This window comes from Brevundimonas sp. AVps7 (genome assembly GCF_058681545.1).
This window is the reverse complement of the sequence record NZ_CM178742.1, coordinates 1,878,606-1,902,612: the sequence shown is the minus strand read 5'-3', so window position 1 is coordinate 1,902,612 and position 24,007 is coordinate 1,878,606. Positions and strand designations below refer to the sequence as shown.

Annotated in this window: 18 protein-coding genes; 13 read left to right on the top strand and 5 right to left on the bottom strand. The window is 67.4% G+C overall.

Annotated features, from left to right (window positions below):
- Nucleotides 1-106 precede the first annotated feature (106 nt).
- Nucleotides 107-1,285, top strand: a complete 1,179-nt coding sequence (locus ACW17Y_RS09535) for a helix-turn-helix domain-containing protein (RefSeq protein ID WP_492035478.1) — start codon at nt 107-109, stop codon at nt 1,283-1,285.
- Nucleotides 1,286-1,294: 9 nt separating this feature from the next.
- Here the strand turns inward: ACW17Y_RS09535 and ACW17Y_RS09530 are convergent, their stop codons facing one another.
- Nucleotides 1,295-2,722: a helix-turn-helix domain-containing protein gene (locus ACW17Y_RS09530; RefSeq protein ID WP_492035477.1), complete on the bottom strand. Its 1,428-nt coding sequence runs from the start codon at nt 2,720-2,722 to the stop codon at nt 1,295-1,297.
- Nucleotides 2,723-3,021: 299 nt separating this feature from the next.
- On the opposite strand from ACW17Y_RS09530, the gene aceA reads away from it, so the two are divergent.
- Nucleotides 3,022-4,302, top strand: a complete 1,281-nt coding sequence (gene aceA / locus ACW17Y_RS09525) for an isocitrate lyase (RefSeq protein ID WP_492035476.1) — start codon at nt 3,022-3,024, stop codon at nt 4,300-4,302.
- Nucleotides 4,303-4,320: 18 nt separating this feature from the next.
- Complete coding sequence (locus ACW17Y_RS09520) at nt 4,321-4,539, top strand: hypothetical protein (RefSeq protein ID WP_309627955.1); 219 nt, start codon at nt 4,321-4,323, stop codon at nt 4,537-4,539.
- A gap of 102 nt (nt 4,540-4,641) precedes the next feature.
- Here ACW17Y_RS09520 and ACW17Y_RS09515 read toward each other — a convergent pair whose 3' ends face one another.
- Nucleotides 4,642-6,933, bottom strand: a complete 2,292-nt coding sequence (locus ACW17Y_RS09515; protein WP_492035475.1) for a response regulator — start codon at nt 6,931-6,933, stop codon at nt 4,642-4,644.
- Nucleotides 6,934-7,108: 175 nt separating this feature from the next.
- On the opposite strand from ACW17Y_RS09515, the gene ACW17Y_RS09510 reads away from it, so the two are divergent.
- From ACW17Y_RS09510 to phoB, 6 genes are all read left to right on the top strand, one after another.
- The gene (locus ACW17Y_RS09510; RefSeq protein ID WP_492035474.1) at nt 7,109-8,509 is read left to right on the top strand and encodes a sensor histidine kinase; all 1,401 of its coding nucleotides are present in this window, start codon (nt 7,109-7,111) and stop codon (nt 8,507-8,509) included.
- 147 nt (nt 8,510-8,656) lie between these two features.
- On the top strand, nt 8,657-10,099 hold the full coding sequence (gene pstC, locus ACW17Y_RS09505; RefSeq protein ID WP_492035473.1) for a phosphate ABC transporter permease subunit PstC: 1,443 nt from the start codon (nt 8,657-8,659) through the stop codon (nt 10,097-10,099).
- Between the two features lie 16 nt (nt 10,100-10,115).
- Nucleotides 10,116-11,405 (top strand): phosphate ABC transporter permease PstA, encoded by a 1,290-nt coding sequence (gene pstA / locus ACW17Y_RS09500; protein ID WP_492038278.1) that lies wholly within the window; start codon nt 10,116-10,118, stop codon nt 11,403-11,405.
- A 97-nt stretch (nt 11,406-11,502) separates the two neighbouring features.
- Nucleotides 11,503-12,306, top strand: a complete 804-nt coding sequence (pstB, locus tag ACW17Y_RS09495; protein ID WP_492038277.1) for a phosphate ABC transporter ATP-binding protein PstB — start codon at nt 11,503-11,505, stop codon at nt 12,304-12,306.
- Nucleotides 12,303-13,040, top strand: a complete 738-nt coding sequence (phoU, locus tag ACW17Y_RS09490) for a phosphate signaling complex protein PhoU (RefSeq protein ID WP_492035472.1) — start codon at nt 12,303-12,305, stop codon at nt 13,038-13,040. Before pstB ends, phoU begins: the two co-directional genes overlap by 4 nt.
- A gap of 13 nt (nt 13,041-13,053) precedes the next feature.
- Nucleotides 13,054-13,743: a phosphate regulon transcriptional regulator PhoB gene (gene phoB / locus ACW17Y_RS09485; RefSeq protein WP_298161553.1), complete on the top strand. Its 690-nt coding sequence runs from the start codon at nt 13,054-13,056 to the stop codon at nt 13,741-13,743.
- Here phoB and ACW17Y_RS09480 read toward each other — a convergent pair.
- Nucleotides 13,719-14,600, bottom strand: coding sequence for a bile acid:sodium symporter family protein (locus ACW17Y_RS09480; RefSeq protein ID WP_492035471.1), 882 nt, complete (start codon nt 14,598-14,600; stop codon nt 13,719-13,721). The genes phoB and ACW17Y_RS09480 overlap by 25 nt on opposite strands.
- A gap of 94 nt (nt 14,601-14,694) precedes the next feature.
- Complete coding sequence (locus ACW17Y_RS09475; protein WP_492035470.1) at nt 14,695-15,489, bottom strand: hypothetical protein; 795 nt, start codon at nt 15,487-15,489, stop codon at nt 14,695-14,697.
- A gap of 163 nt (nt 15,490-15,652) precedes the next feature.
- Here ACW17Y_RS09475 and ACW17Y_RS09470 point away from each other — a divergent pair, with 163 nt between their 5' ends.
- Entirely contained in the window at nt 15,653-17,455 is a 1,803-nt protein-coding gene (locus tag ACW17Y_RS09470; RefSeq protein WP_492035469.1) for a gamma-glutamyltransferase family protein, read from the top strand.
- Here ACW17Y_RS09470 and ACW17Y_RS09465 read toward each other — a convergent pair.
- On the bottom strand, nt 17,449-18,384 hold the full coding sequence (locus ACW17Y_RS09465) for an Hsp33 family molecular chaperone (RefSeq protein WP_492035468.1): 936 nt from the start codon (nt 18,382-18,384) through the stop codon (nt 17,449-17,451). The two genes, ACW17Y_RS09470 and ACW17Y_RS09465, sit on opposite strands and share 7 nt — an antisense overlap.
- Nucleotides 18,385-18,555: 171 nt before the next feature.
- Between ACW17Y_RS09465 and ACW17Y_RS09460 the strand changes: the two genes are divergently transcribed.
- The 3 genes from ACW17Y_RS09460 (at nt 18,556) to ACW17Y_RS09450 (ending at nt 23,855) form a co-directional block, all read left to right on the top strand.
- Entirely contained in the window at nt 18,556-20,001 is a 1,446-nt protein-coding gene (locus ACW17Y_RS09460) for an SDR family oxidoreductase (protein ID WP_492035467.1), read from the top strand.
- Nucleotides 20,002-20,050: 49 nt separating this feature from the next.
- A complete protein-coding gene (gene serA, locus ACW17Y_RS09455) occupies nt 20,051-21,943 on the top strand; it encodes a phosphoglycerate dehydrogenase (protein ID WP_492035466.1) in 1,893 nt (630 codons plus the stop codon).
- Between the two features lie 91 nt (nt 21,944-22,034).
- A complete protein-coding gene (locus tag ACW17Y_RS09450; RefSeq protein ID WP_492035465.1) occupies nt 22,035-23,855 on the top strand; it encodes an SGNH/GDSL hydrolase family protein in 1,821 nt (606 codons plus the stop codon).
- The last annotated feature ends 152 nt before the right edge of the window (nt 23,856-24,007 follow it).

Below are 24,007 nucleotides of genomic sequence, written 5' to 3'. Positions count from 1 at the left end.
GCGGCGTGGACACGGCTGCCTGTCCACGCCTGTGGGATCGGACACGGCCGGTTGCCATAACCGGCGGCGACCGGTCTGATGGCGGGAGCTGGAGGGATTATCGTTGGTGGACACCGCCGTCCTCGCCCTGGCTATGGCCGCGCTGGGCCAGATCGCCCTGTGCGTCATCATCCTGCTGATGCGGGGATTGAGAACGCAGGCCTATCTGCCGCTGGCGGCGTTTTTTCTGGCGGCCGGAGTCGTCGTGGCGGGTCCGGCGGTCGCCGCCTTCGCCCCATCGTTCGAGCCCCTGTTCGTCGCTCTGACCCTGCCTGCATGGCTGCTGCTGGGGCCGACCCTGTGGCTGTATGTCGAGGGTCTGACGTCGGAAGCGGCATGGCGCCTTCAGCCCCGGCACGGCCGGCATTTCATTCTGTTCGGGCTGGGTCTGGTCGCCGTCATCCTGCTCGCGGGTCTGTCCGAAGAGGCTCGCCGGATGATGCTGGTCGAGGGCGAGGAGGTCGGGACAGCCTATGCCTCCGCCGTGGTGCTGTTTGTCTTCGCCCTCATCCTGGCCTGGGTGGTTCAGTCCGGCTGGTATGTCGTGTCGGTCTTCTTGCTGCTGGCCCGGTATCGTCTGCGATTGAGGGATCTGTTCGCGAGCAATGAGGACCGCGAGCTGCGCTGGATCGGCGGGCTGCTGGCCGTTGTCGTCGGCGTTTGGACCCTGGCGGCGGCCACCGTCGTGATCGAGAATTTCTTCGGCGGCGTGTTGGTCACGCGGCGCGGGGGTGCGGTCATGGCGCTGCTGCTTGTCTGTTCGCTGGCAGTCTGGGGACTGCGGCAGAAACCGGGCTTCGAGGGCCGCTATCTTGAGGCGGCGGGTGATGCGGACCCGTCCGGTCTGGATCCGGTCTCGCCCGGTCAGAAATACCAGAGGTCGGCCCTTGGGGCGGATCAAGCTCGCCGCATCGCCGTCAAGATCGAGGCGGTCATGGCGCGGGATCAACTGTTTCTCGATCCCGCCCTGTCGCTGCACAAGCTGGCGCGGCATCTGTCAGCGTCGCCCAGCCACGTCTCCCAGACGTTGAACGAGACGATCGGCGTCAGCTTCTTCGACTATGTGAACGGCTGGCGCGTGCGCGCGGCCGAGCCGAAGATCATCGAAGGCCGCGAAACCATCCTGGCCATCGCGCTGGGCGTCGGATTCAACACCCGCTCGTCCTTCTACAAGACGTTCCGCCGCGTGACCGGCCTGACGCCCAAGGCGTTTCGCGCGGCCCGGCTGAAGGGCGCGGGCGTATGACCCTGGTTCTCATCCCCCCGCGAATGGATAGGGGCTGACCGACTTCGACCAGTCGTCGACGCGCAGCGGCCGGTCGACCGGCGGGGCGGCGCGCTCGGCGCAGGGGTGGCGGTGGCACAGGCGACAGGCCGGGCCGATGGGGGTGACCTCGGGCGCCGTCAGGTCGAGGCCGCGGGCGTAGATCAGCCGCGCCGCATCTTTCAGTTCGCAGCCCAGACCGATGGCGAGGTCGTGGGGCTCGCCGTAGCCGTCATGGCCCTGGCGATCGACGGTGCGGGCCAGGGTGAACCAGCGGTTCCCGTCAGGCGTCTCGATGATCTGGGTAACGAGGCGGCCGGGCGTGCGGAACGCCGAATGCAGCCGCCAGCGCGGGCAGGCGCCGCCGAAGCGGGCGAAGGGGAAGACGCCCGAGGCATAGCGTTTCGACACGTTTCCCGCCTGGTCCACCCGCATCAGGAAGAAGGGCACGCCGCGCGCGGTCGGGCGCGACAGGGTCGTCAGCCGGTGGGCGACCTGTTCGAACGAGACCGAAAACCGGGTCTGGAGCCGGGCGATATCATGGCCGGTCGCCTCGGCCGTGCGCTGGAAGGCCGCGTAGGGCATCAGGATGGCGGCGGCGAGGGTATTGGTCAGAGAGACCTTGAGCAGGGCGCGCGTCGTCTCGTCCGGCGGCCGGGCGGCGTCGGCCAGGGCTGTCAGCTCGGCCTCGTGCTCGGACAGGGCCAGTTGGTAGGCGATGGCGAAGGCGCGCGACGACGGGCCCAGTGTCTCGGACAGCAGCAGGCGGCGGCGGTGCGGGTCGAATCGGCGGGTCCATTCGACCATGACCTCGGCCGGCATGACGCGGACCGACAGGTTGTGACGGCTCTGCAGGCGGACGCGGGCCAGGCCCTCGAACCCGTCGCCGGTCTGGTTGGCGTCGAGGGCCGCGTGCAGGGTCTCGCCCAGCGTATCGAGTTCGGGGAAATGGTTGGCGCGGGACTGGATATGGTCGCGCACCCAGTCGGCGGGGGAGGGGCCGCTCGCGGCCTCGCCGCCGTCGATCAGAGCGGCGCGGGACCGGTCGCGCTGTTCGGCGAAGGCGCGATACAGGCGCAGCAGGGCCTCGGCGGCGCCCGGCGCGTCGTCGGCCAGTTGCAGAAGTTCGTGGCGCGGCACCTCAAGGCCCTGGAACAGGGGGTCGGCGAGCACCTCCGACAGTTCCGCCTCACCGGCCGCACCCGACTGACCCAGCTGGCGCAGGTCGACGTCATAGGTCTGGGCCAGACGCAGCAGGAGCTGGGCCGAGACCGGTCGCTGGTTGCGCTCGATGTGGTTCAGATAGGAGGGGGAGACGCCGAGGTCGCCAGCCATGGCCGTCTGGGTCAGGCCCCGGTCGCGCCGCAGCCGCTTCAGACGGGCCCCGAGGAACAGCTTGCGATCGGCCGAGATGTCCATCGATCTCTCCCTCCGTGCACCCCGGCGAAGGCCGGGGTCCAGATCACCAGCGTCGACCTGGAAAGTGGTTCACCGCGCGAGCTCCCCCACGACCGGTCTCGCCTCTGGACCCCGGCCTTCGCCGGGGTGCACGGTGATGGGGAGGAATTGTCATATAATGACAAAAATAGCAAGGTCATATCATGACAACATGACACGAACTAACACGCTCGACCTGTATCAGAAATGACAGCGGCGTGTTCTCTGTCCTGACCGAACCGAAGCGACGTTCGCCTCGGTCAGATCCTGAGCAGAGCGCCATGACCACCTTCGCCGATCTCGTTCCTTCGCCCAAAGGCCGCTTCGACGGTATCGAGCGCCCTTACACGCCTGAAGATGTCCTGAAGCTGCGCGGCTCCGTGCCGATCACCCACACCCTGGCCGAACGCGGCGCCAATCGTCTGTGGGAGCTTCTGCACACCGAGCCCTTCATCAACGCCCTCGGTGCCGTCACCGGCAACCAGGCGATGCAGATGGTGCGCGCGGGTCTGAAGGCCATCTATCTGTCGGGCTGGCAGGTCGCCGCCGACGCCAACACGGCCGGGGCCATGTATCCGGACCAGTCACTGTATCCGGCCAACGCCGCGCCGGAACTGTGCCGCCGCATCAACCGCACCCTGCAGCGCGCCGACCAGATCGAGCATGCCGAGGGCGGCGCGAAGCGCGACTGGTTCGCTCCCATCGTCGCCGACGCCGAGGCCGGTTTTGGCGGGCCGCTGAACTCGTTCGAGATCATGAAGGCCTTCATCGAGGCGGGCGCCGCCGGCGTCCACTTCGAGGACCAGCTGGCGTCGGAGAAGAAGTGCGGCCACCTGGGCGGCAAGGTTCTGATTCCCACCCAGGCCCATATTCGCAATCTGGTCGCCGCCCGTCTGGCCGCCGACGTCATGGGCACGCCGACCATAACGGTCGCCCGCACCGACGCCGAGAGCGCCCAGCTGATCACCTCGGACATCGACGAGCGCGACCAGCCCTTCATCGACCGCGAGAACCGCACGCCGGAGGGCTTCTTCCGCCTGAAGGAAGGCACGGGTCTCGACCACTGCATCGCGCGCGGCCTGTCCTACGCCAACATCGCCGACCTGCTGTGGTGGGAAACCAGCCATCCGTCGCTGGAGGACGCGAAGAAGTTCGCCGAGGCCGTGCAGAAGGAGCATCCCGGCAAGCTGATGGCCTACAACTGCTCGCCGTCCTTCAACTGGAAGGCCAAGCTGGACGACGCCACCATCGCCAAATTCCAGCGCGAGCTGGGGGCCATGGGCTACAAGTTCCAGTTCGTGACCCTGGCGGGCTTCCACAGCCTGAACAACTCGATGTTCGAGCTGGCGGACGGCTACCGCGATCGCGGCATGGCTGCCTATTCCGAGCTGCAGCAGCGCGAGTTCGCCAATGAGGCGGCCGGCTACACCGCTACGCGCCACCAGCGTGAGGTCGGCACCGGCTACTTCGACACCGTCGCCACCGTCATTTCCAACGGGCAGTCGTCCACGACCGCCATGAAGGAATCCACCGAGACCGCACAGTTCGTCGCGGCCGAATAGTCAACCGGAGAAACACCCATGGAACCGCTGAGCCGCCCCCAGGCCATCATCGACTTCTGCCTGGCGCCCCTGGCGCTGGATTCCGGCTCCGAGGCCGAACGTGAAGTCCGCCGCCGTCTGGAGCATGTGATCAAGACCTACCAGACCAAACTGGCTGTAGCCTCCGCCCCGACCACGGTCGACTTCAGCCAGATGCCGTCACAGGTGATCAACGAAGCCGCCCACGGCTACGAGTAGAAAGAACAGGCCGCCGGCACTTCGCAGTGTCGGCGGCTTTTGCTGTTCGAGACGTCCTGGATTGGCGGCGATAGCCCGTTCACGTCGCCGCGAGTTTGCAGTTCACGCAGCCGCGGCTTTTTGCTGGTTCTCACCGCCTAGCTCGGCCACCAGAGCCAGCAGTTCGGCGGCGTCGAATGGTTTGGCCAGGTGACGATCGGCGCCGGCGGCCTGGGCCGCCGCGACGTGGTCGGGCAGGGCATTGGCCGTCAGCATGACGATCGGCGCCCGTTCCCGGTCCATGGCGAGCTCGTGCAGACGGATTTCCCGCACAGCGGTCAGACCGTCCATGACCGGCATCTGCATGTCCATGAGGATCATGTCGAAGCTCTGGGCGCGGCAGGCTTCCAGAGCCTCTGCGCCGTTCTCGGCCTGAACCAGATCGATCGGAGCCTGCGACAGGATCAGTTCAACGACCTTGCGGTTGGTGGGATGGTCGTCGGCGACCAGGACGCGCAGACGCTGGGCAGAGGTGTTCCCGATTGTCGTTGCGGTCGCGACCGGCGCAGCAGGAGCCTCGGCGACGACGAGGGGCAGGGTGAGGATGAAGGCGGAGCCGCCGTCGGGCTCGCTCTCACAGTCCAGTTCGCCGCCCATCATGTCGGCCAACTGCCGGCAGATGGCGAGGCCCAGACCGGTGCCGCCAAAGCGGCGGGTGATGGTGCCGTCAGCCTGTTCGAAGCGGGTGAACAGGCGCGCCTTGGCTACGGCGTCGAAGCCGACGCCGGTGTCCTCGACCGTGAATCGCATGATGGGCGCGCCGGCCCGGTCCTTGCCCACGCAGGCGGTCAGGCTGACGAAGCCGGTGGTGGTGAACTTGACGGCGTTGGAGACGAGGTTGGTCAGGATCTGCTTGACGCGCACGACGTCGCCGCGGACCCAGACATTGGCCTCCGGCTCGATCTCGACGAAGAACTGCAGGCCCTTGGCCGAGGCCGGCTCCCGATAGAGCTGGGCCGCGTCATTGACCGCGCGCGACAGGTCGAACACCTCGTCAGCGATCTCGAGGCGGCCGGACTCGACCCGCGCCAGATCCAGGATGTCGCTGAGCAGGGTCTGGAGCGTGTGGCCGGACGACTGGATCAGATCCAGCATTTCGCGCTGATCGGCCGCCAGGGGGGTGCGGGCCAGGGCCTGGGTCAGGCCGATGACCCCGTTCAGGGGCGTCCGGATCTCATGGCTCATGTTCGCCAGGAACTCGGACTTCGCTCGGTTCGCCGCCTCCGCCGCATCCCGCGCCTCGGCCAGCGACTTCGCGTCGCGCTTCAAGTCACTGATATCGTTGACGACGGTGACTATGCCGCCGTTTGAGGTGCGACGGTCCTGAACACGCAGCCAGCGGTCGCCGGCGATCTGTTGCTCCATGGTGTTCGACAGACAACGACGGGCGGCGAGGCGTTCCTCGATCCACTCCTGTTCGCGGCCGATGGCGTCTGGATACAGTCCGTTGTCGACGCCAAGCTGGAGCATGTCGCGGAAGCGGACGCCGACGGCCAGTGTGTGGGCCACCTCGGGGTTCACCTCGGCATAGCGGGCGTTCCAGATCAGCAGGCGATCGTCAGCGTCATAGAAGCCCAGGCCGTCGGGCATGGTGTCGATCGCTTCGCGCAGATGGTTCAGGGCGGTGGAACGACCCCACAGGCCCAGACTTGTGACGATCGAGGCGACGATGACCACAACGGTGGCCCCGCCGACGACCCAGAGCAGCAGCCCCGATTCCGAGATCAGACTGGCCGACAGAACCGAGGACGGGTCGGGAGCCACTGCCATGGCCGACATGCTGCCGAAATGCAGGGTGACGACGCTCAGTACCGCAAAGGTCGTGTTTGCGGGAATGCGCCACCAGCCGTCGCGCTTGACCCAAAGGGCAGTGCAGAGCGCGAGGAGGATGCTGAGGCCCACGGCCGCGGCCGCGCCGCTAGAGTTCCAGGCCAGAGCGCCGCCCTCAATCCGCATCGCGGCCATGCCGACGAAATGCATCGCGGCCAAGCTGGTCGCCGCCAGCGCCGCGACCAGGCCTCTTGTCAGCCGCGAACTGCCGTTCAGGGCGACGGCGACGCCCAGGATCATGCCGATAATGACAATGCCCAGTGACAGCAGCGTCTCGCCCGCAGCGTAGCGGATCAGGGCATCGGACCGGTAGCCGAGCATGGCCAGGAAATGGGTCGCCCAGACGGCGAGACCGCCGACCACGCCGGCCGCGGCGCCATTAAGCATACGCATGCGCGCGGTGCTGTTGCGCGCCATGCCGATCAGGGTGATGCAGGTTGCCAGACCGACCACGCAGACGGTCGCCGCCAGCAGCGTGAGCCGCCAGTCGTGCTGCACCACCAGGCAGTTCAGTATCCAATTCAAAGCTGCGTCTTCCCCGACATTCGCGATCACTTTGAACGCCAGAGGTAAAAAAACAGGTCAACGAGTGTGGCAGTGCCCTGAGACCCGAATCCGCTCGCCTTTCCGGCGTGTCTCGTTCTAGGAAAAGTAGAGACGTCGGAGGGGCCGCGCGTCGGACAGAAGGCGCGACGACACCATGCCGTTCGATGAGTCTCCGTCTCCTGTCGCCCCGCTTGCAACCTCGAGACTCTGGACCAACGGCGCCACCGGCGGGGTCGCCGTCATCATCATGCTGGCCCTGGCGTCCGCACGACCGGACGCGGCTCCGTGGTTGCTCGCCGGCGCCGCGGTGATCGGCTTCATGACGCTGATGGGCCTTAGAGCGCCGCGGAAGGTCGCGGACGAGGCATCGGCAGTGGTCGCCGGAGTCAGCCTGTCGGCCCCCGAGGATGCTGGTCTGCTGGACAGTGTGTTCGAGGCCCTGGACGACCCGGTCATGATCGTCAGCGGCGGGGAAGCGGACGATATCGCCGGCCGGCGGATTGTGCTGGCCAACCGCGCTGCCCGAGACCTTCTGCGAATCCAGCGTGAAGGCGCCCTGCTGGTCTCGGCCGTGAGGGATCCGAATGTGCTGGAAGCCGTCGACGAGGCCCTGTTCGGCGGGGTCAGCCGGACGACGGACTACAACGCGGCAGGTGCGCGGACCCGCCACTGGAAGGCCTGGGTGCGACCGCTGCCTTCGCCGGACACCGCGACCATGGCCCTGCTGGGTCTGCGGGACGAGACCGACGTGCGGCGCATGGAGCTGATGCGCGTCGACTTTCTGGCCAACGCGAGCCACGAGTTGCGCACGCCCCTGGCCTCGCTCAGCGGCTTTATCGAGACGTTGAAGGGACATGCCAGGGAGGATCCCAAGGCGCGCGACAAGTTTCTCGACATCATGGCGGCCCAGGCGGACCGGATGGGGCGACTGGTCGCGGATCTGCTGTCGCTGAGCCGGATCGAGCTGAACGAACACATTCCACCGTCAGGGAAGGTCGATCTGCCCCGGGCGGCCTCGGACGTGGTCGATGCTGTCAGCGTGCTGTCGCAGGAGAAGGGCGTCACCGTGTTGCTGGACGTCCAGCCGGGCGACGCGCGGATCATCGGCGATCGCGACGAGATCGTTCAGGTGATTCAGAATCTGACGGATAACGCGATCAAATATTCCCCGGTCGGCGGCAGGGTCGATCTGACGGTGCGGCACGGGCTGGATGTCGAGGCGGCGGCCGGGGCGCGGGTGCCGGGCGCAACGCGGCTGTCGCTGCTGACGCCCGATCGTGAGGCAGGCGCGCGCTATGTGGTCGTGACCGTGCGCGACTATGGCCCAGGCATGGCGCGCGAGCATTTGCCGCGGCTGACCGAGCGGTTCTATCGCGTCGAGGGCCAGAAGAGCGGGGAGCGTCCGGGAACGGGCCTGGGGCTGGCGATCGTCAAACATATCGTCAACCGCCATCGCGGCGGACTGACGGTCGAAAGCGCCCCGGGAGATGGATCGCTGTTCAACGTCTATTTCCCGATGGCGCCCGCGTCCACGAGTGCATCCGAGCCGGCTTGACCGTTGAAAAACACCGGTCGTTTACGGCGTTGCAGAACTGTCATCCAGTCGTCGTAATCCGCTGACGATCCGAGGGCAGGTTCCGCGCCGAGACGGGCCCGGACTTCCGCGCACGCTCTGATTCTTGCGTGCGCGCTCCGGGGCCTGATGATCTGGCTTGTTATTCCTGTCGTGGCGGTGTTCGCCGTGCTCGCCTATCTGGCCGGGCGCGGTCAGGCGCAGCGTCGCGCTGCGGCCCTGGAAGGTCGCCAGCAGGCGCACTCGCGCCCCGAGCAGCACGGCTACTACGCCATGATCTGGGTCGCTGTGCCCGCACTGGTCGTGACGATCCTCGCAGGCGTCTTCTCCGGCCCGGTCGCGCACAACCTGCTGGCGGCCGGCGCGCCTCCGGCGGTGCAGGAGCTCGAACAGTTCCGTCGCGAAGCCTTTTTCAATGACGCGCGCCTGACCGGCGAGGGCCAGCGGGCCTTCCAGGTCTGGCCGGGCGAGCTTGGAGAGGCCCTGCCGCAGGAAGCGGCGCGGTCCGCCCGCATCCAACAGACCCTGACCTGGGGCGGCGTCGTCGCCGCGATCCTGGCGGCGGTGATGGGCGGCCTGTTCGCCTGGAGCCAGATCCGGCCGACCCTGAGAGCACGCAATCGGGTCGAGGGCTGGATCGGCGGCCTGCTGTTCGCCTGCTCGGCCGTGGCCATCCTGACCACCGTCGGCATCGTCTTCTCCCTTCTGTGGGACAGCCTTCGCTTCTTCCAGGCCGTGCCGGTGACCGACTTCCTGTTCGGGACCCAGTGGAGCCCGCAGATCGCCATCCGCGCCGACCAGGTCGGGTCGTCGGGCGCCTTCGGAGCCGTGCCGCTGTTCGCAGGCACCTTCCTCATCATGCTGATCGCCATGGTGGTGGCCGCCCCGGTCGGTCTGTTCTCGGCCATCTATCTGTCGGAGTACGCCAGCGCCCTGTCGCGCGGGATCGTCAAGCCGGTGCTGGAGATCCTCGCCGGGGTGCCGACCGTGGTCTACGGATTCTTCGCCGCCCTGACCGTGGGTCCGGCCTTCCGCGAGTTTTTCAACGGCATTGGCGCGCTTCTGGTCGGCGGACCGCTGGATGGCGTTGGCCAGTATCTGATGCTGGTGCAGAACCAGATGGCGCTGGTGGCCGGGGCGGTCATGGGCATCATGCTGATCCCGTTCGTGTCGTCGTTGTCCGATGACATCATCAACGCCGTGCCCCAGTCGCTGCGCGACGGCTCCTACGCCATGGGCGCGACCAAGTCCGAGACGGTGAAGCGGGTGCTGCTGCCCGCCGCCCTGCCGGGCATTGCGGGCGCGCTGCTGCTGGCCATGTCGCGTGCGATTGGCGAGACCATGATCGTGACCATGGCGGCCGGTCTGGCCGCCAATCTGACCCTGAACCCGCTCGACACCGTGACCACGGTGACCGTCCAGATCGTGACCCTGCTGACGGGGGACCAGGAGTTCGACAGCCCGAAGACGCTCGCCGCGTTCGGCCTCGGACTGACGCTGTTCCTCGTGACCCTGCTGCTCAACATCGTCGCCCAGCGGATCGTCCAGACCTATCGGGAACAGTATGACTGACACCGGCGCCGACAAGATGTGGGGCCGTCTGGCGGCCGAGGACCCCGCGCGCGCCGCACGGCTGCAGCGCGGTCTGAAGAAACGCTATGCCCGCGAGGGACGGTTCAAGCTGTACGGTATTCTGGCCGTCTCAGTGGCCATCGGTTTCCTCGTGCTGCTGCTCGGCCGGATCATCGAACAGGGCCACACGGCCTTCTACGCCAACCAGCTCACCGTGCCGGTCTATATGGACCCGGCGCGGATCGACCGCGCCTATCCGCAGGGCACCAATTTCCAGCAGATGGTCGCCCAGCAACAGCTGACCCGGCTCGGCGAGACCGACGACGCCCAGGGCACGAAAGCTTCGGCCTATCGCTCGCTTCTGTCTTCGGAACTGAAGTTCCGCGCCGCCGACCTGATCCGCAACGACCCGTCTCTGATCGGCCGGACAGTCGAGATCACCGCCCCGGTCTCGGATGAGGCGGACCTCTATTACAAGGGCGAGATCACGCGCGAAACCGCCGCCGACCAGCGCCGTGTCAGCGACGAACAGATGGCCTGGCTGGACGACTTGAAGCGCGACGGCCACGTCTCGACGACCTTCAACGCCCAGCTCTTCACCAACGGCGACTCGACCGAGCCGGAGCTGGCGGGCGTGCTCGGCGCCGTCGTCGGTTCGGCGCTGATGCTTCTGGTCACAGCCCTGATAGCCATCCCGCTGGGCGTCGGCGCTGCGGTCTATCTGGAGGAGTTCTCGAGGAAGGGCCGGATCACCGATCTGATCGAGGTCAACATCAACAATCTCGCGGCCGTGCCGTCGATCGTCTACGGCCTGCTGGGCGTGGCCCTGTTCATCAACTGGATGCACCTGCCGCGCTCGTCGCCGCTGGTCGGGGGGCTGGTTCTGGCCCTGATGGCCCTGCCGACCATCATCATCGCCACCCGCTCGGCGTTGAAGGCCGTTCCGCCCTCGATCCGGGAGGCGGCCCTGGCCATGGGCGCCAGCCGGACCCAGACAGTGTTCCACCACGTCCTGCCGCTGGCCATGCCCGGCGTCATGACCGGCACCATCATCTCCATGGCGCACGCCCTCGGCGAAACCGCGCCCCTGTTGCTGATCGGCATGGTCAGCTTCGTGCCGGGTATTCCGGGTGCGATCGACGAACCGGCCGGCGCCCTGCCGTCGCTGGTTTACATCTGGGAGAACGCCTCGGAACGCGCGTTCCACGAGCGGACGGCCGCGGCCATCCTGGTTCTCCTCGCCTTCATGATCGTCATGAACGCCGCCGCGATCCTTCTGCGTCGTCGCTTCGAACGTCGGTGGTAAGTCTATGAAATTCTCCGTTTTCCGCAGCGCCGACAATCGTGACGGCGGTGAGCCGACCGACACCCCGATGACGGGCGGTCAGGTGCTGCCCGGCGCCATGGCCAACAACGTGCCGCCGGTGAAGTCGCCCGCCGCGCCCGTCGGCCCGACCAAGATCGCCGCCCGCGACGTCTCGGTCTTCTACGGCGAGAAACAGGCCCTGTTCGACGTCTCCCTCGACATCCCGGACAAGACGGTCACGGCCTTCATCGGCCCGTCGGGCTGTGGCAAGTCGACCTTCCTGCGCACCATCAACCGGATGAACGACACCATCCAGGGCGCCAGGGTGACTGGCAAGATCATGCTGGACGAGCAGGACATCAACGCCAGGTCGGTCGATCCCGTGCTGCTGCGCGCCCAGGTGGGGATGGTGTTCCAGAAGCCGAACCCCTTCCCCAAGACGATCTACGAGAACGTCGCCTACGGCCCCAAAATCCACGGTCTGACCACCTCGAAAGCCGAGCTGGACGGCATCGTCGAGAGCTCGCTGAAGAAGGCGGGGCTCTGGGATGAGGTCGCCGACCGTCTGCACTCGGCCGGCACCGGCCTGTCGGGCGGCCAGCAGCAGCGTCTGGTCATCGCGCGCGCCATTGCGGTGAACCCCGAAGTCATCCTGATGGATGAACCCTGCTCGGCGCTGGACCCCATCGCCACGGCGCGGATCGAGGAACTGATCGACGAACTGCGCGAGCGCTACTGCATCGTCATCGTCACCCATTCGATGGCCCAGGCGGCCCGGGTGTCGCAGCGGACCGCCTTCTTCCACCTCGGCCGCCTCGTCGAGCACGGCAATACCGAGGAAATCTTCACGAATCCCCGCGAACGGCGCACGCTGGACTACATCACGGGACGCTTCGGTTGAACCAGCATACGGTCAAGGCCTACGGCGACGAACTGAACCAGCTGACCGCGGAGGTCGCCCGTATGGGCGGTCTGGCCGAGGCCCAGGTTGCGGACGCGGTCGAGTCGGTCGCACGCCGCGACATCGCCCTGGCGCGGGCGGTGGTGGAGCGCGACGCCAAGGTCGACGCGATGCATCGCGACATCGAGAAGAAGGCGATCCGCCTGATCGCCCTGCGTCAGCCGGTGGCGTCGGACCTGCGCAAGACCCTGGCGGCGATGAAGCTGTCGGTCGATCTGGAGCGCACCGGCGACCTGGCCAAGAACATCGCCAAGCGCGCCCTGTCGCTGGCCGAGACCGAGCCGATGCAGCCCCTGACCCGTTCGATCGAGCGAATGGGCAAGCTGGTGTCGATGCGGCTGCGCGACGTGCTGGACGCCTATACGGCCTCGGAGATCGACCGGGCCATGGCTGTCTGGGCCTCCGACGACGAGGTCGACGAGCACTACAACGCCCTGTTCCGCGAACTGCTGACCTACATGATGGGCGATCCGCGCACGATCAGCGCCTGCACCCATCTGCTGTTCATGGCCAAGAACCTTGAGCGGATCGGCGACCACGCGACCAACATTGCGGAAGTCATCCACTACGAGATCACCGGCGACGAGATGACCGGGGAGCGTCCGCGCTGGACGCCCGCGCCGGGCGACTGGGATGCGGATTCGGGGCATCTGCCCACGCCGCCGACGACCTGACGGAGACTGAGACGTGCAGCCTTATATCCTGGTGATGGAAGACGAGGACGCCCTGGCGACCCTGCTTCAGTACAACCTCGAAAAGGAGGGCTACGACGTCGTCGTCGCCGCCGACGGGGAGGAGGGGCTGGTCCAGATCGACGAGCGCCAGCCGGACCTGGTCCTGCTGGACTGGATGTTGCCCAAGGTGTCGGGCATCGAGGTCTGCCGTCGCATCCGCGGGCGCCCCGAGACGCGCAACCTGCCGGTCATCATGCTGACCGCGCGCGGCGAGGAGAGCGATCGCGTGCGCGGCCTCGACACCGGCGCCGACGACTATCTGACCAAGCCCTTCTCGATGACCGAGCTGATCGCGCGCATCCGCGCCGTTCTGCGTCGCATCCGGCCGGGTCTGGCCGACGACCGGGTCGGTCACGGCGACATCATCATCGACCGGGTCGCCCACCGCGTGCGCCGCTCGGGCAAGGAGGTCCATCTGGGCCCGACCGAGTTCCGCCTGCTCGACCATTTCATGCGCCATCCGGGTCGGGTGTTCAGCCGCGAACAGCTGCTGGACGCCGTCTGGGGTTCGGACGTCTATGTCGAGGCCCGCACCGTGGACGTCCACGTCGGCCGCCTGCGCAAGGCCCTGAATGTCGAGGACAGCGCCAACCCGATCCGCACCGTCCGCTCGGCGGGTTACTCGCTGGATCTGGAAGGCTGAGCCTTCGCTGATCCGCGCGTGATCAGCACCCCGAAGGCGGCCGCCAGCGGGAACATCAGCACGCCGTAGACGGCCGCCGGCATGGACATGTCGGCATTCCGCAGCACCGACTGGGCGATGACGATGGCCAGGGTGGCATTGTGCAGCCCGACCTCGAAGGCGCTGGCGATCGACTGCGGCCTGTCGACCTTCAGTAGCCGGGGAACGAGGAAGCCGATCCCAAGGCTGACCAAGCAGAAGGTCACCACGACACCGGCGATCGCGGCGAAGTGGGCGGTCAGGATATCGATCTGGGCGGCGACGGAGCCGATGATGACCAAGGTCAGGATCACGACCGAGGCGATGCGCACAGGCTTGTCCATGGCCGCCGCGAAGGCGGGCCTCAAACTCCGCACCATCATGCCGAGGGCCACGGGGCCGAGCACGATCAGGAAGACCTCGATGGTCTTCTGCAGCTGCAGTCCGACCTGACCTCCGTCCGGATCGAAATACGCCAGCGACAGGTTGACCACGATCGGCAGGGTGATCACGGCGACCACGGAGTTGATCGCGGTCAGGCTGATGTTCAGCGCCACGTCGCCCCGGAACAGGTGGCTGTAGAGGTTCGCCGTCGTCCCGCCCGGCGACGCCGCCAGCAGCATCATCCCGACAGCCAGGACGGGCGGCAGCTGGAAGGCCAGCACGAGGCCGAAACAGACGAGGGGCAAGAGGATCAGCTGGCAGGCGAGGGCGATGGTCACTGCCTTCGGCCGGCGTCCGATGCGGACGAAATCACCCGGCGTGAGGCTGAGCCCCAGGCCGAACATGATGATCCCCAGCGCGATCGGCAGGCCGATGACGGTGATGGCTGATCCCATGTGTGGTTCCCCCTAGCGCTGTCTCGCGCCTTCAGGGTCAGCGTGTCACGTCATGCCCGCAGCACCAAGCGACGGCGCGTCGCATGCCAGCCGTTTAATCTTCCGGCGCGGTCACCGGCCGGGAGGCCGTCGTGGGCCCCAGCGCGAGAATGCCGTCGTAGGCGCCGTCGCCGCCGGAGTTGATGAACACTCCCCGAGCTTCTGGGGCGTATTGCGACCTGAAATTGTGAGCGGCGCATTCAGGAACGCATCTCCAGGCTCCGCCGCCTTGAGGAGCCACCTCCAGCGTCACGACCTGATCGGCGGGCAGATGCGCGACGGCCGGCAGCCCAAGGCCGGGAAGGTCGGAGTTCCTCGTCTTTCGGGCATGGAGATTGCCGACAAGCACCAACACCTTCGTCCCGGGACGATCCACGGCTGCACGGCTGAGCAGATACCCCATCTCCAGCTCGTAGAACGAAGACGGCAACCCGCGCAGCCGCGAGGAGTCGGGCGCGAAGGCGAGGATGGCGATGTCCCGGCCCTCGGCTTTGAGGCGCCGCAGAGACAGCATCATCTCCAACATCGCCCGACTCGTGCGGCCATCCTTCCAGGCCGGGTCGAAGAACGGCGTGCCTCGCAGAATTGTCAGCGCCTCGGCGTCGTTGTTGGAGACAAGGAAGGCGTCCAATTGCGTCTGCATCGTCCGAGGCATTTCAAGTGCTACGGTGACCGGGCCAGCGGTCGCGGCCTCGCAGACCATCGCTGAGAAGGCGGCCGGAGATTCGGCTGTGCCATGTGACTCGCCGACGATGACGAAGCGTTGATCGCCTTGCAGCAGCGCCGGCACGCCGGGCGGAGCGGCGCACGCGGATTGGGCGAGCGCGAGCGCCAGCAACGAACCGATCATGTCTTTCACCCCACAGCCGAAGGATGACTCGGTCGAGTCGCCTCTATCGCCAAGGTTGAAGGCGAATGCGGCGGTTGCTGGGCCCGCAGGCCAGCGACGACATCTCCCCTTCACAGAACGGCGGAAGCCAATAGGGTTCGCCCTCGTATTCGAGGAGTCGCCCATGCGCCGCCGCACCTTCCTGTCGACCCTGCCCGCCGGGGCGCTGATGGCGACGGCCGGGGCGCCCGCCGTCGCGCGGCCCGTCAGCCAGGCCACGTCCGAAAACCCCTTCGCCGGGGTCACCATGGGGGATCGGATCACAGGGGCGCCGTTCGCGGGGCGGTCGACCGTCTGGGGCGTGAACGGCGCGGCGGCGACGGCGCATCCGACGGCGACCCTGATCGGGATCGACACCCTGAGACGGGGTGGCTCCGCCATCGATGCGGCTATCGCCATCAACGCGGCGCTGGGCTTTCTGGAGCCGACCGCCAACGGCATCGGCGGCGACGCCTTCTGCATGCTGTGGGACCCGGCGCAGCGGAAGGTCGTCGGCTTCAATGGCTCCGGCAACAGCCCGCGCGGGTTGTCGCTGGAAACGGCGCGCAGTCGGGCGGTGGACGGTTACCTGCCTCGCTATGGAGCGGTGACAGTCAACGTACCGGGCACGGTCGATGCCTGGTGGAGCGCGCACCAGCGCTACGGCAAGCTGCCGTGGCGGGACGTGCTGATCCCGGTCGCTGAGTTGTGCGAACAGGGCGTGCCCATGCCCCAGACCATCGCCTGGTACCTGGAACGGAACATGGCCGGGTTCGACCGGGCCGGCGGCATCGAGGAGAACGACAACCGCAAGACCGTCTATGCGCCGGGCGGGCGGACGCCACGCGTCGGCGAGGTCTTCGCCAACCCGCATCTGGGCCGCACCCTGAGGCTGATCGCCGACGGCGGACGGGACGCCTTCTATGAGGGCGAGCTGGCCGAGCAGATGGAGCGGTATTTCCGGCGCATCGGCGGCTGGATGACGCGGGCCGATCTGGCGGCGCACCGGACGGAGTGGGTAGAGCCGATCCGCACCGACTATCGCGGGGTCGATGTCTATGGACTGGGGCCGAACACCCAGGGCCTGTCGACCAACCAGATCCTGAACATCTGCGAGCAGTTCGATCTGAAGGAGATGGGCTTCCAGTCGGCCGCCTCGATCCACCATCAGGCGGAGGCCAAGCGGCTGGCGTTCGAGGACCGGGCGCGCTGGTTCGCCGATGAGCGTTTCTCGCAGACGCCGGTCGAGCGGCTGAACTCCAAAGCCTATGCCGCCGAACGGGCGCGGCTGATCCGTCCGGACCGGGTCATGGACCGCGCCTTCCCGGGCGATGCGCCGACGCAGGGCGACACGACCTATTTCAGCGTCGCCGACAAGGACGGGATGATGGTCAGCTGGATCCAGTCCAACTATCGCGGCATGGGATCGGGACTGGCGCCCGACGACGGCGAGCGGCCGCTGGGCTTCATGTTCCAGGACCGGGGCGAACTGTTCGCCCTGACCGACGGCCATCCGAACGTCTATGCGCCGGGCAAACGGCCCTTCCACACCATCATCCCCGGGTTCGCCTGCAAGGACGGTGAGCCCTGGATGGCGTTCGGCGTCATGGGCGGCGGCATGCAGCCGCAAGGCCAGGCCCAGATCATCATCAACATGGTCGACTACGGGCTGGAGCCGCAGGAGGCCGGGGACAGCCCGCGCTGGCAGCATGAGGGCTCATCCGAACCCACGGGCCAGTCGGCCGAGGGAGTCGGTGTTCTGCATCTGGAGAACGGCGTGCCGCAGGCGACGCGCGCCGGGCTGGAGCAACGAGGCTGGGTCCTGGGGCCGACGAACGGCGGCTTCGGTGGCTATCAGAACGTGGTCATGCAGCAGAACCCCGGCGGCCGCTGGACCTATGGTGCGGCCACCGAGATGCGCAAGGACGGCATCGCCCTCGCTTACTGAGCTTCCGCCGCCGCTTCCACATCGTCGGGCGACAGTTTGTAGACCGTGGCGCAGTACTCGCAGGTGACGTGGATCTTGCCGTCGGGCTCGACCATGTCGGCGCGCTCCTCGGGATCGAACGAGGACAGGACGCTGCTGATGCGGTCGGAGGAGCAGCGGCACTGGGCCTTCAGGGCGCGGGCGTCCTCCAGCCTGACGCCGTCCTCGTGGAACAGGCGGAACAGCAGGGTCTCGGGCGTAATGGTCGGATCGACCAGTTCGTCGTCGGCCAGGGTCTGGAACAGGGCTCGGGTGCGGTCCCAGACTTCCTCGGTCGAGCCGCGCGCGTCGTCGGCGGCGATCAACTGGATCAGGGCGCCGCCCGCGCGCCAGGTCGTGCCGGTCTCGTCGGTGACGGAGCCTACGGCGAGGCGGACCTTGGTCGGAATCTGCTCGGACTGGACGAAATAGTGTTCGGCGGCCAGCGACAGGCTCTCGCCCTCGATGGGGGTGATGCCCTGGGTGCGTTCGAAATCGGGGCCGCGATCCAGGGTCATGACGAAGACACCCTGACCCAGCAGGGTGCGGGCGCCCGGACGTGCGAAGCCCGAGGATACGGCGGCGACCTCGTCGTCGTCGAAGCGGCAATAGCCGCGCAGATGGCCTTCAGTGTCGTAGTCAGCGACGACATACTTCACCGGGCCGTCGCCCTGGGCCTGGACGATCAGCCGGCCTTCGAACTTCAGCGCGGAGCCGACCAGGGCCGCGAGCGCGCAGGCCTCGCCCAGCAGCGCCGCGACGGGCTCCGGATAGGCATGGGCCGACAGGATCTTGTCGATGGCGTCGCCGAGACGGACCAGACGGCCGCGCACGGGCCAGCCCTCGATCTGGAAGGCGGCGGCGAGGTCGTCGGTCGGCGCGGAAACGGCGGCGGGCTCGTGATCGGTCACGGCGGGTCCTTGAAGGGGAGGGTGTCGAGAACGGTGCAAGATAGGAAACGTGAGGGCGGTTGGTAAGGGCGACCGCCTGTCGGCTCGCGCGGGCGCGCTGGCGTGCTATCTGTCGCAACCGGGCGCACGGCCCGCCCGTTCTCGAAGCCGACACCGACGAAAGCGTTGCCCATGCCCGCCAAGCCGAACCTGAAACCCGTCAGCCAGCAAGCCATCGTCATCACCGGCGCCACCTCCGGCATCGGTCTGGCCACCGCGCGTCGGGCGGCCAGGGCCGGGGCCTGTGTCTTCCTGATCGCGCGCGGCGAGGCCGACCTGAGGGCCTTGGTCGAGGAACTGCAGCAGGAGGGGGCGCGGGTCGCATACGCCGTCGCCGACGTCGCCGACTATGAGGCCCTGGCCGAGGCGGCGGACAAGTGCCGGCGGCTGTTTGGCGGCTTCGACACATGGGTGAACAACGCCGGCGTCTCCATCTATGGAGCCATTCGCGAGACGACGCTGGAAGACCAGCACCAGCTGTTCGAGACCAACTACTGGGGCGTGGTGAACGGGTCGCTGATCGCGGCTGAGCATCTGAGGGCGCAGCCGGACGGAGGCACGATCGTCAATGTCGGCTCGGTTCTGGGTGATGCGCCCATGCCGGTGCAGGGTGTCTATTCGGCGTCGAAGCACGCGGTGAAGGGGTTCACCAACGCCTTCCGCATGGAGTTGATGCGGGAGGGCGCGCCCGTCGCCGTCAGTCTGGTCAAGCCGGCGGCTGTGGATACGCCCTATTCGAAGCACGCCCGCAACCTGACGGGGTACGCGGTGCAGAACCCGCAGCCGGTCTATGCGACCCATGTGGTGGCGGACACGGTCCTGTGGTGCGCATCCCATCCCATCCGGGAAATCACCGTCGGCGGGGGAGGGCGCGTCATCGCGTCTTTCTACGCCCTGCTGCCGGGCCTGGCGGAACCACTCTTCGCCCGGTTCGCTCCTGTCCTCATGCGGGACAGGAGTTCCGCCTATCAGCCGTATGACGACGGGCTCTATGACCCGACCGACGACGGCCTCGACGAAGAGGTTCACTATCCCATGGTCCGACAGTTCAGCGCCCTGGCCGAAGTCCGCAAACATCCCGGCTATACAGCAGGCTCGATCGCGTTGGTCGCCACCGCCGCGCTCGTGACCTATCTGCTGACGCAGCGGACGGGACCGCGCCGGTTCGAGGAACTGCGCGACCGGTTCGATCCGCGTGGCTGGATCGACGCCGAGGCCCTGCGTCACCGTTTCGAGGACATCTCGCGCGGCCTGACCGAGCGGGCCGAGGACGTCAGCGATCGCGCCGGCGATCTGGGCGACGATGCCCGCCATCAGGCGAAGAAGCTGCTGAAGCGCGGCCAGCGGGCCGTGTCGGACAAGCAGCGTCAAAAGTATGCTCGCGAAGCACGCCGCTACGCTGAAGAGACCGGTCGTTCCGCCCGTCGCTACGCCGGTGAAGCCGGCCGGTACGCCAGGGATCACGCGCGGGAGGGCGGCGCTCTTCTGGCCGTGGCGACCATCGCGGCGGCCATCGGCGCCGCTGCCCTGGAAAGCCGGCGGCCGGACAGCCGGGTGCGTCGCCTGACGGGCCTCTAAAGACCCACAAACCCGTTGCTGCGACTGCGAAGGTCGGCGAAAGAGGGGCATGACCGCCGCTCCGACGCTGATTTTCGACTTCGATTCGACGCTTGTGCGCATCGAAACCCTCGAAGCCCTCGCAGATATCGCCCTCGAGGGGCATGTCGATGCCGAGTCAATCCGCGCGCGGATCGCGTCGCTGACCGACCGGGCCATGGCGGGTGAGGTCGACTTCGGCGAGGCCTTGCGGACGCGGCTGGCCATGCTGCCGCTGACCAGGGCGCACGTTCAGACGCTGGCGGACCGCATCCTCGACGAGGGCACGCCGTCGGTGCGGCGCAATCTGCGCTTCTTCAACGAGAACGCGGCCAGTATCATCATCCTGTCGGGCGGCTTCCGGGAAGTGATCGCCCCGGTCGCGGAGCGGCTGGGCGTGCCGGCGGACCGGGTGATCTGCAACGACCTGATCTACGACGCCGACGGCGTGGTGACCGGCGTGGACGACGCCAACCCCCTGTCGCACGAGAACGGCAAGCCGACGGTCATCAAGGCCCTCGGTCTGACCGGGCCGGTGGTCATGGTCGGGGACGGCTGGAACGATGCCGAGGTCAAGCTGGGCGGGGCGGCCGACCGATTCTACGCCTTCACCGAGGTCGCCCGGCGCGACAAGGTCGTGGCGGTCGCGGACGGGGAGGCGGCCTCGATCGACGAACTGCTCCACGCCGAGGGGCTGGCCGGGCGCTGGTCCTATCCGCGCAGCCGTATCCGCATGCTGCTTCTGGAGAACATCCACCCCGCCGCGGTCGAGCGGCTGGAGGAGGCGGGCTATTCCGTCGAGACCCTGAAGGGTGCGCTGGATGAGGCGGACCTGATCGAGAAGATCAAGGGCGTCCACGTTTTGGGCATTCGTTCCAAGACCAATGTGACCCAGGCGGTGCTGGAGGCGGCGGACCGTCTGCTGGCCGTCGCGGCCTTCTGTATCGGCACCAACCAGATCGACCTCGACGCTTGCGCGGCCAAGGGCGTGGCGGTGTTCAACGCCCCCTACTCGAATACCCGCAGCGTGGTCGAGCTGGCTATCGGACTGACCATTACTCTGATGCGCGACGTGGTCGACAAGTCGGCGGCGATGCACGAGGGCCGGTGGAACAAGTCGGCCGACGGCTCACGCGAGCTGCGCGGCAAGACCCTGGGCATCGTGGGCTACGGCGCGATCGGATCGCAGCTGTCCGTGCTGGCCGAGGCGCTGGGAATGCGGGTCATCTTCCATGACCTGTCGGAACGGCTGGCGCTGGGCAATGCGAAGCGGATGCGGTCTCTGGACGCCCTGCTGGCAGAGGCGGACGTCGTCACGCTGCACGTCGACGGGCGGCGCGAGAACGCCAATCTGATTGGCGCGTCCGAGTTCCAGATGATGCGCGAGGGGACCCTGTTCCTGAACCTGTCGCGCGGTCATGTCGTCAACGTCGGCGCCCTGGCCCAGGCGATCGGCTCGGGCCGGATCGGCGGGGCGGCGCTGGACGTCTTCCCCGAGGAGCCTCGCACCAACGCCGATCCGTTCGACAGCCCTCTGATGGGGCTGAAGAACGTCATCCTGACCCCCCACATCGGCGGGTCGACCGAGGAGGCTCAGGAAGCCATCGCCGAGTTCGCGGCTGAACGGCTGCTGGGCTATCTGAACCGCGGCGACACCACCTTCTGCGTCAACCTGCCCAATGTGCAGCTGGCCGAGGTCTCGGGTGGCCACCGCATCCTGCACATCCACAGGAATCAGCCCGGCGTCATGGCCGAGCTGAACCGCGAGCTGTCTGCGGCCGGTCTGAACATCCTCGGCCAGCATCTGAAGACCGACGAACGCACCGGCTATGTCATCACCGACGTCGACCGCGACTACGACCCGCAGGCCCTCCGTGTCCTGAAGAGTGTGGCCGGAACGCTGCGCTTCCGACTTCTGCACTAGGAACCTTCCCTCGCGGCATCTTGCGCTCTGGTAAAACGGGCGCAGACTGTCGTGGAACGGTCGTGATCAATCGACCGACGGGAGGAAGACCATGTCACGCTATCTTCGCGGCGCAGCCCTGGCTGCGCTGACGCTCGCCGCGTCCGCCGCACTCGCCACCGCCGCCTCGGCCCAGTCCTACGGCCGTCTGGTCGTGCTGGGCGACTCGCTGAGCGACAACGGCAACCTGTATCTGGCCTCGGGCGGGACCCAGCCGCCGTCGCCGCCCTATTTCCAGGGTCGTTTCTCGAACGGGCGGGTGTTCACTGAACTGCTGGGGTTCAATGCGGTCAACTTCAACGGCGCAGTGACCGGCAGCATCAACCTCGCCTACGGGGGATCGCGGACCGACAACAACGTCGCCTTCCCGCCCGGCATGCGCCAGCAGCTGACGACCTATGTCGGCCGGGGCGGAACGTTCGGCCCGAATGATCTGGTCAGCGTCCTGGGCGGCGCCAATAACATCTTCCAGGGTCTGAGCGCCTTCTCGATCCTTCCGCCGGCGAGCCAGGCAAACCCGCAAGGCTATATGGCCCCGATCCTGGCCGGCGCCGTCACCGACATGAACTTCATCGTCAACGACATCGCCGGCCGCGGCGCGGGGACGATCCTGGTCACAAACCTTCCACGGCTGGGGATCACGCCGCAGTTCTCGCCCACGCCTCTGGCGGCGCTGGCGGACTATTCCGGCTCGACGTTCAACAGCCAGCTTCAGGCCGCGCTTCTGACGACTGCGGCGGCCCGTCCGGGCACGAACATCATCCTGTTCGACCTGGCCAAGGTCAGCGATATCCTGGCGTCCAGTCCGGGACGGTTCGGTCTCACGAACGTGACCCAGTCCTGCCTCGTCGGCGCGACGCTGTGCGCCAATCCGGACAGCTATCTGTATTTCGACGGCGTCCACCCGACGGCTGCGGGCCACAGGCTGGTCGCCACCCTGTCCAGCGACTACCTGTACTACGGCGATCGGGCGGCGGGTTCGACCCTGCAGGGCGAGACCGCCTACCGTCATCGCGAGGACGCACTGGACGCCGCGACGGGCCGGATGTCGGGCCGTGCGGCCTGGACCGCCGGGACCTCGATCTCGATCGGCGGCCTCTACGACCGCTCCGAGACCGACGCGCGCGGCACGGTGTCCTCGGCCGAGTCTGACGGCTACGGCGCCCAGATGATGCTGGAGTCGGGCACCGAGACGATGCGGTTCAGCCTGACCGGCAGCTATCGCAACGCCGACGTCGTCGCCGGCCCGACCAGCTTCCAGCTGCAGACCTTGGGGCTGGACGCCGCCGCAGGCTGGCGGTCGGACGCGATGTTCATCAACGTCGCCGCCGGCTTCGCCAGCGACGACTACAACGACATCGAACGGGTCAGCGCCCTGGCCCCGATCACCCAGACGGGAACGACCCGGGGCTTCAGCTCCGGCGCGCGGGCCCAGGCCGGCATGTGGTTCGACGCGGGCGGCATCGCCATCTCGCCGCGCGTCGCGGTTACCTACGGCAACTCCGACGTCGACGGCTACATCGAGCAGGGGCCGGCGGCTTCGTATGAGTACCGTGATCGCTCGGTGAAGGGCATCACCGCCGAGGCCGTTCTGCGGGCCGAGGGCGACATGGGCGGCTTCGCCGTCTTCGTCGAGGGCGGCTATCGCGACAGCCTCGATGACAGCTCCGACGCCGTGCGGGTCGGCATCGCCGGCAACCCGGCGCAGGTTCTGTCGCGTCGGTTCGACGATCCGTTCGGCGGTTCGGTCCTGGCCTCGGCCGGGCTGACCGGGGATCTGGGTCCGCTCGAGGTCGAGGTCGGCTATCGCGGCCGCTTCGGCGACCACGCTGACAGCCACATGGGCGGGATCACCCTGACCTTGCCGCTTTAAGCGACGGTTCGAGGCTTACTTCGAAGCGCGTCGGCCCCAGTGGCCGGCGCGCTTTTCGTTTGCGCGGTCGCCGGGGTGCGGCGACCTGTCACCCTCGCAGACCCATGGCGCCCCAAAGTCGCCCCATGAATCGTTAATACGGCCGGTCGCCG

Bases quoted from the DNA above. Each gene is read 5' to 3' on its own strand.
- ACW17Y_RS09530 (WP_492035477.1), bottom strand. From the start codon at position 2,722: ATGGACATCTCGGCCGATCGCAAGCTGTTCCTCGGGGCCCGTCTGAAG.
- aceA (WP_492035476.1), top strand. From the start codon at position 3,022: ATGACCACCTTCGCCGATCTCGTTCCTTCGCCCAAAGGCCGCTTCGAC.
- ACW17Y_RS09520 (WP_309627955.1), top strand. From the start codon at position 4,321: ATGGAACCGCTGAGCCGCCCCCAGGCCATCATCGACTTCTGCCTGGCG.
- ACW17Y_RS09510 (WP_492035474.1), top strand. From the start codon at position 7,109: ATGCCGTTCGATGAGTCTCCGTCTCCTGTCGCCCCGCTTGCAACCTCG.
- pstC (WP_492035473.1), top strand. From the start codon at position 8,657: ATGATCTGGCTTGTTATTCCTGTCGTGGCGGTGTTCGCCGTGCTCGCC.
- pstA (WP_492038278.1), top strand. From the start codon at position 10,116: ATGTGGGGCCGTCTGGCGGCCGAGGACCCCGCGCGCGCCGCACGGCTG.
- pstB (WP_492038277.1), top strand. From the start codon at position 11,503: ATGGCCAACAACGTGCCGCCGGTGAAGTCGCCCGCCGCGCCCGTCGGC.
- ACW17Y_RS09480 (WP_492035471.1), bottom strand. From the start codon at position 14,600: ATGGGATCAGCCATCACCGTCATCGGCCTGCCGATCGCGCTGGGGATC.
- ACW17Y_RS09475 (WP_492035470.1), bottom strand. From the start codon at position 15,489: ATGATCGGTTCGTTGCTGGCGCTCGCGCTCGCCCAATCCGCGTGCGCC.
- ACW17Y_RS09470 (WP_492035469.1), top strand. From the start codon at position 15,653: ATGCGCCGCCGCACCTTCCTGTCGACCCTGCCCGCCGGGGCGCTGATG.
- ACW17Y_RS09460 (WP_492035467.1), top strand. From the start codon at position 18,556: ATGCCCGCCAAGCCGAACCTGAAACCCGTCAGCCAGCAAGCCATCGTC.
- serA (WP_492035466.1), top strand. From the start codon at position 20,051: ATGACCGCCGCTCCGACGCTGATTTTCGACTTCGATTCGACGCTTGTG.
- ACW17Y_RS09450 (WP_492035465.1), top strand. From the start codon at position 22,035: ATGTCACGCTATCTTCGCGGCGCAGCCCTGGCTGCGCTGACGCTCGCC.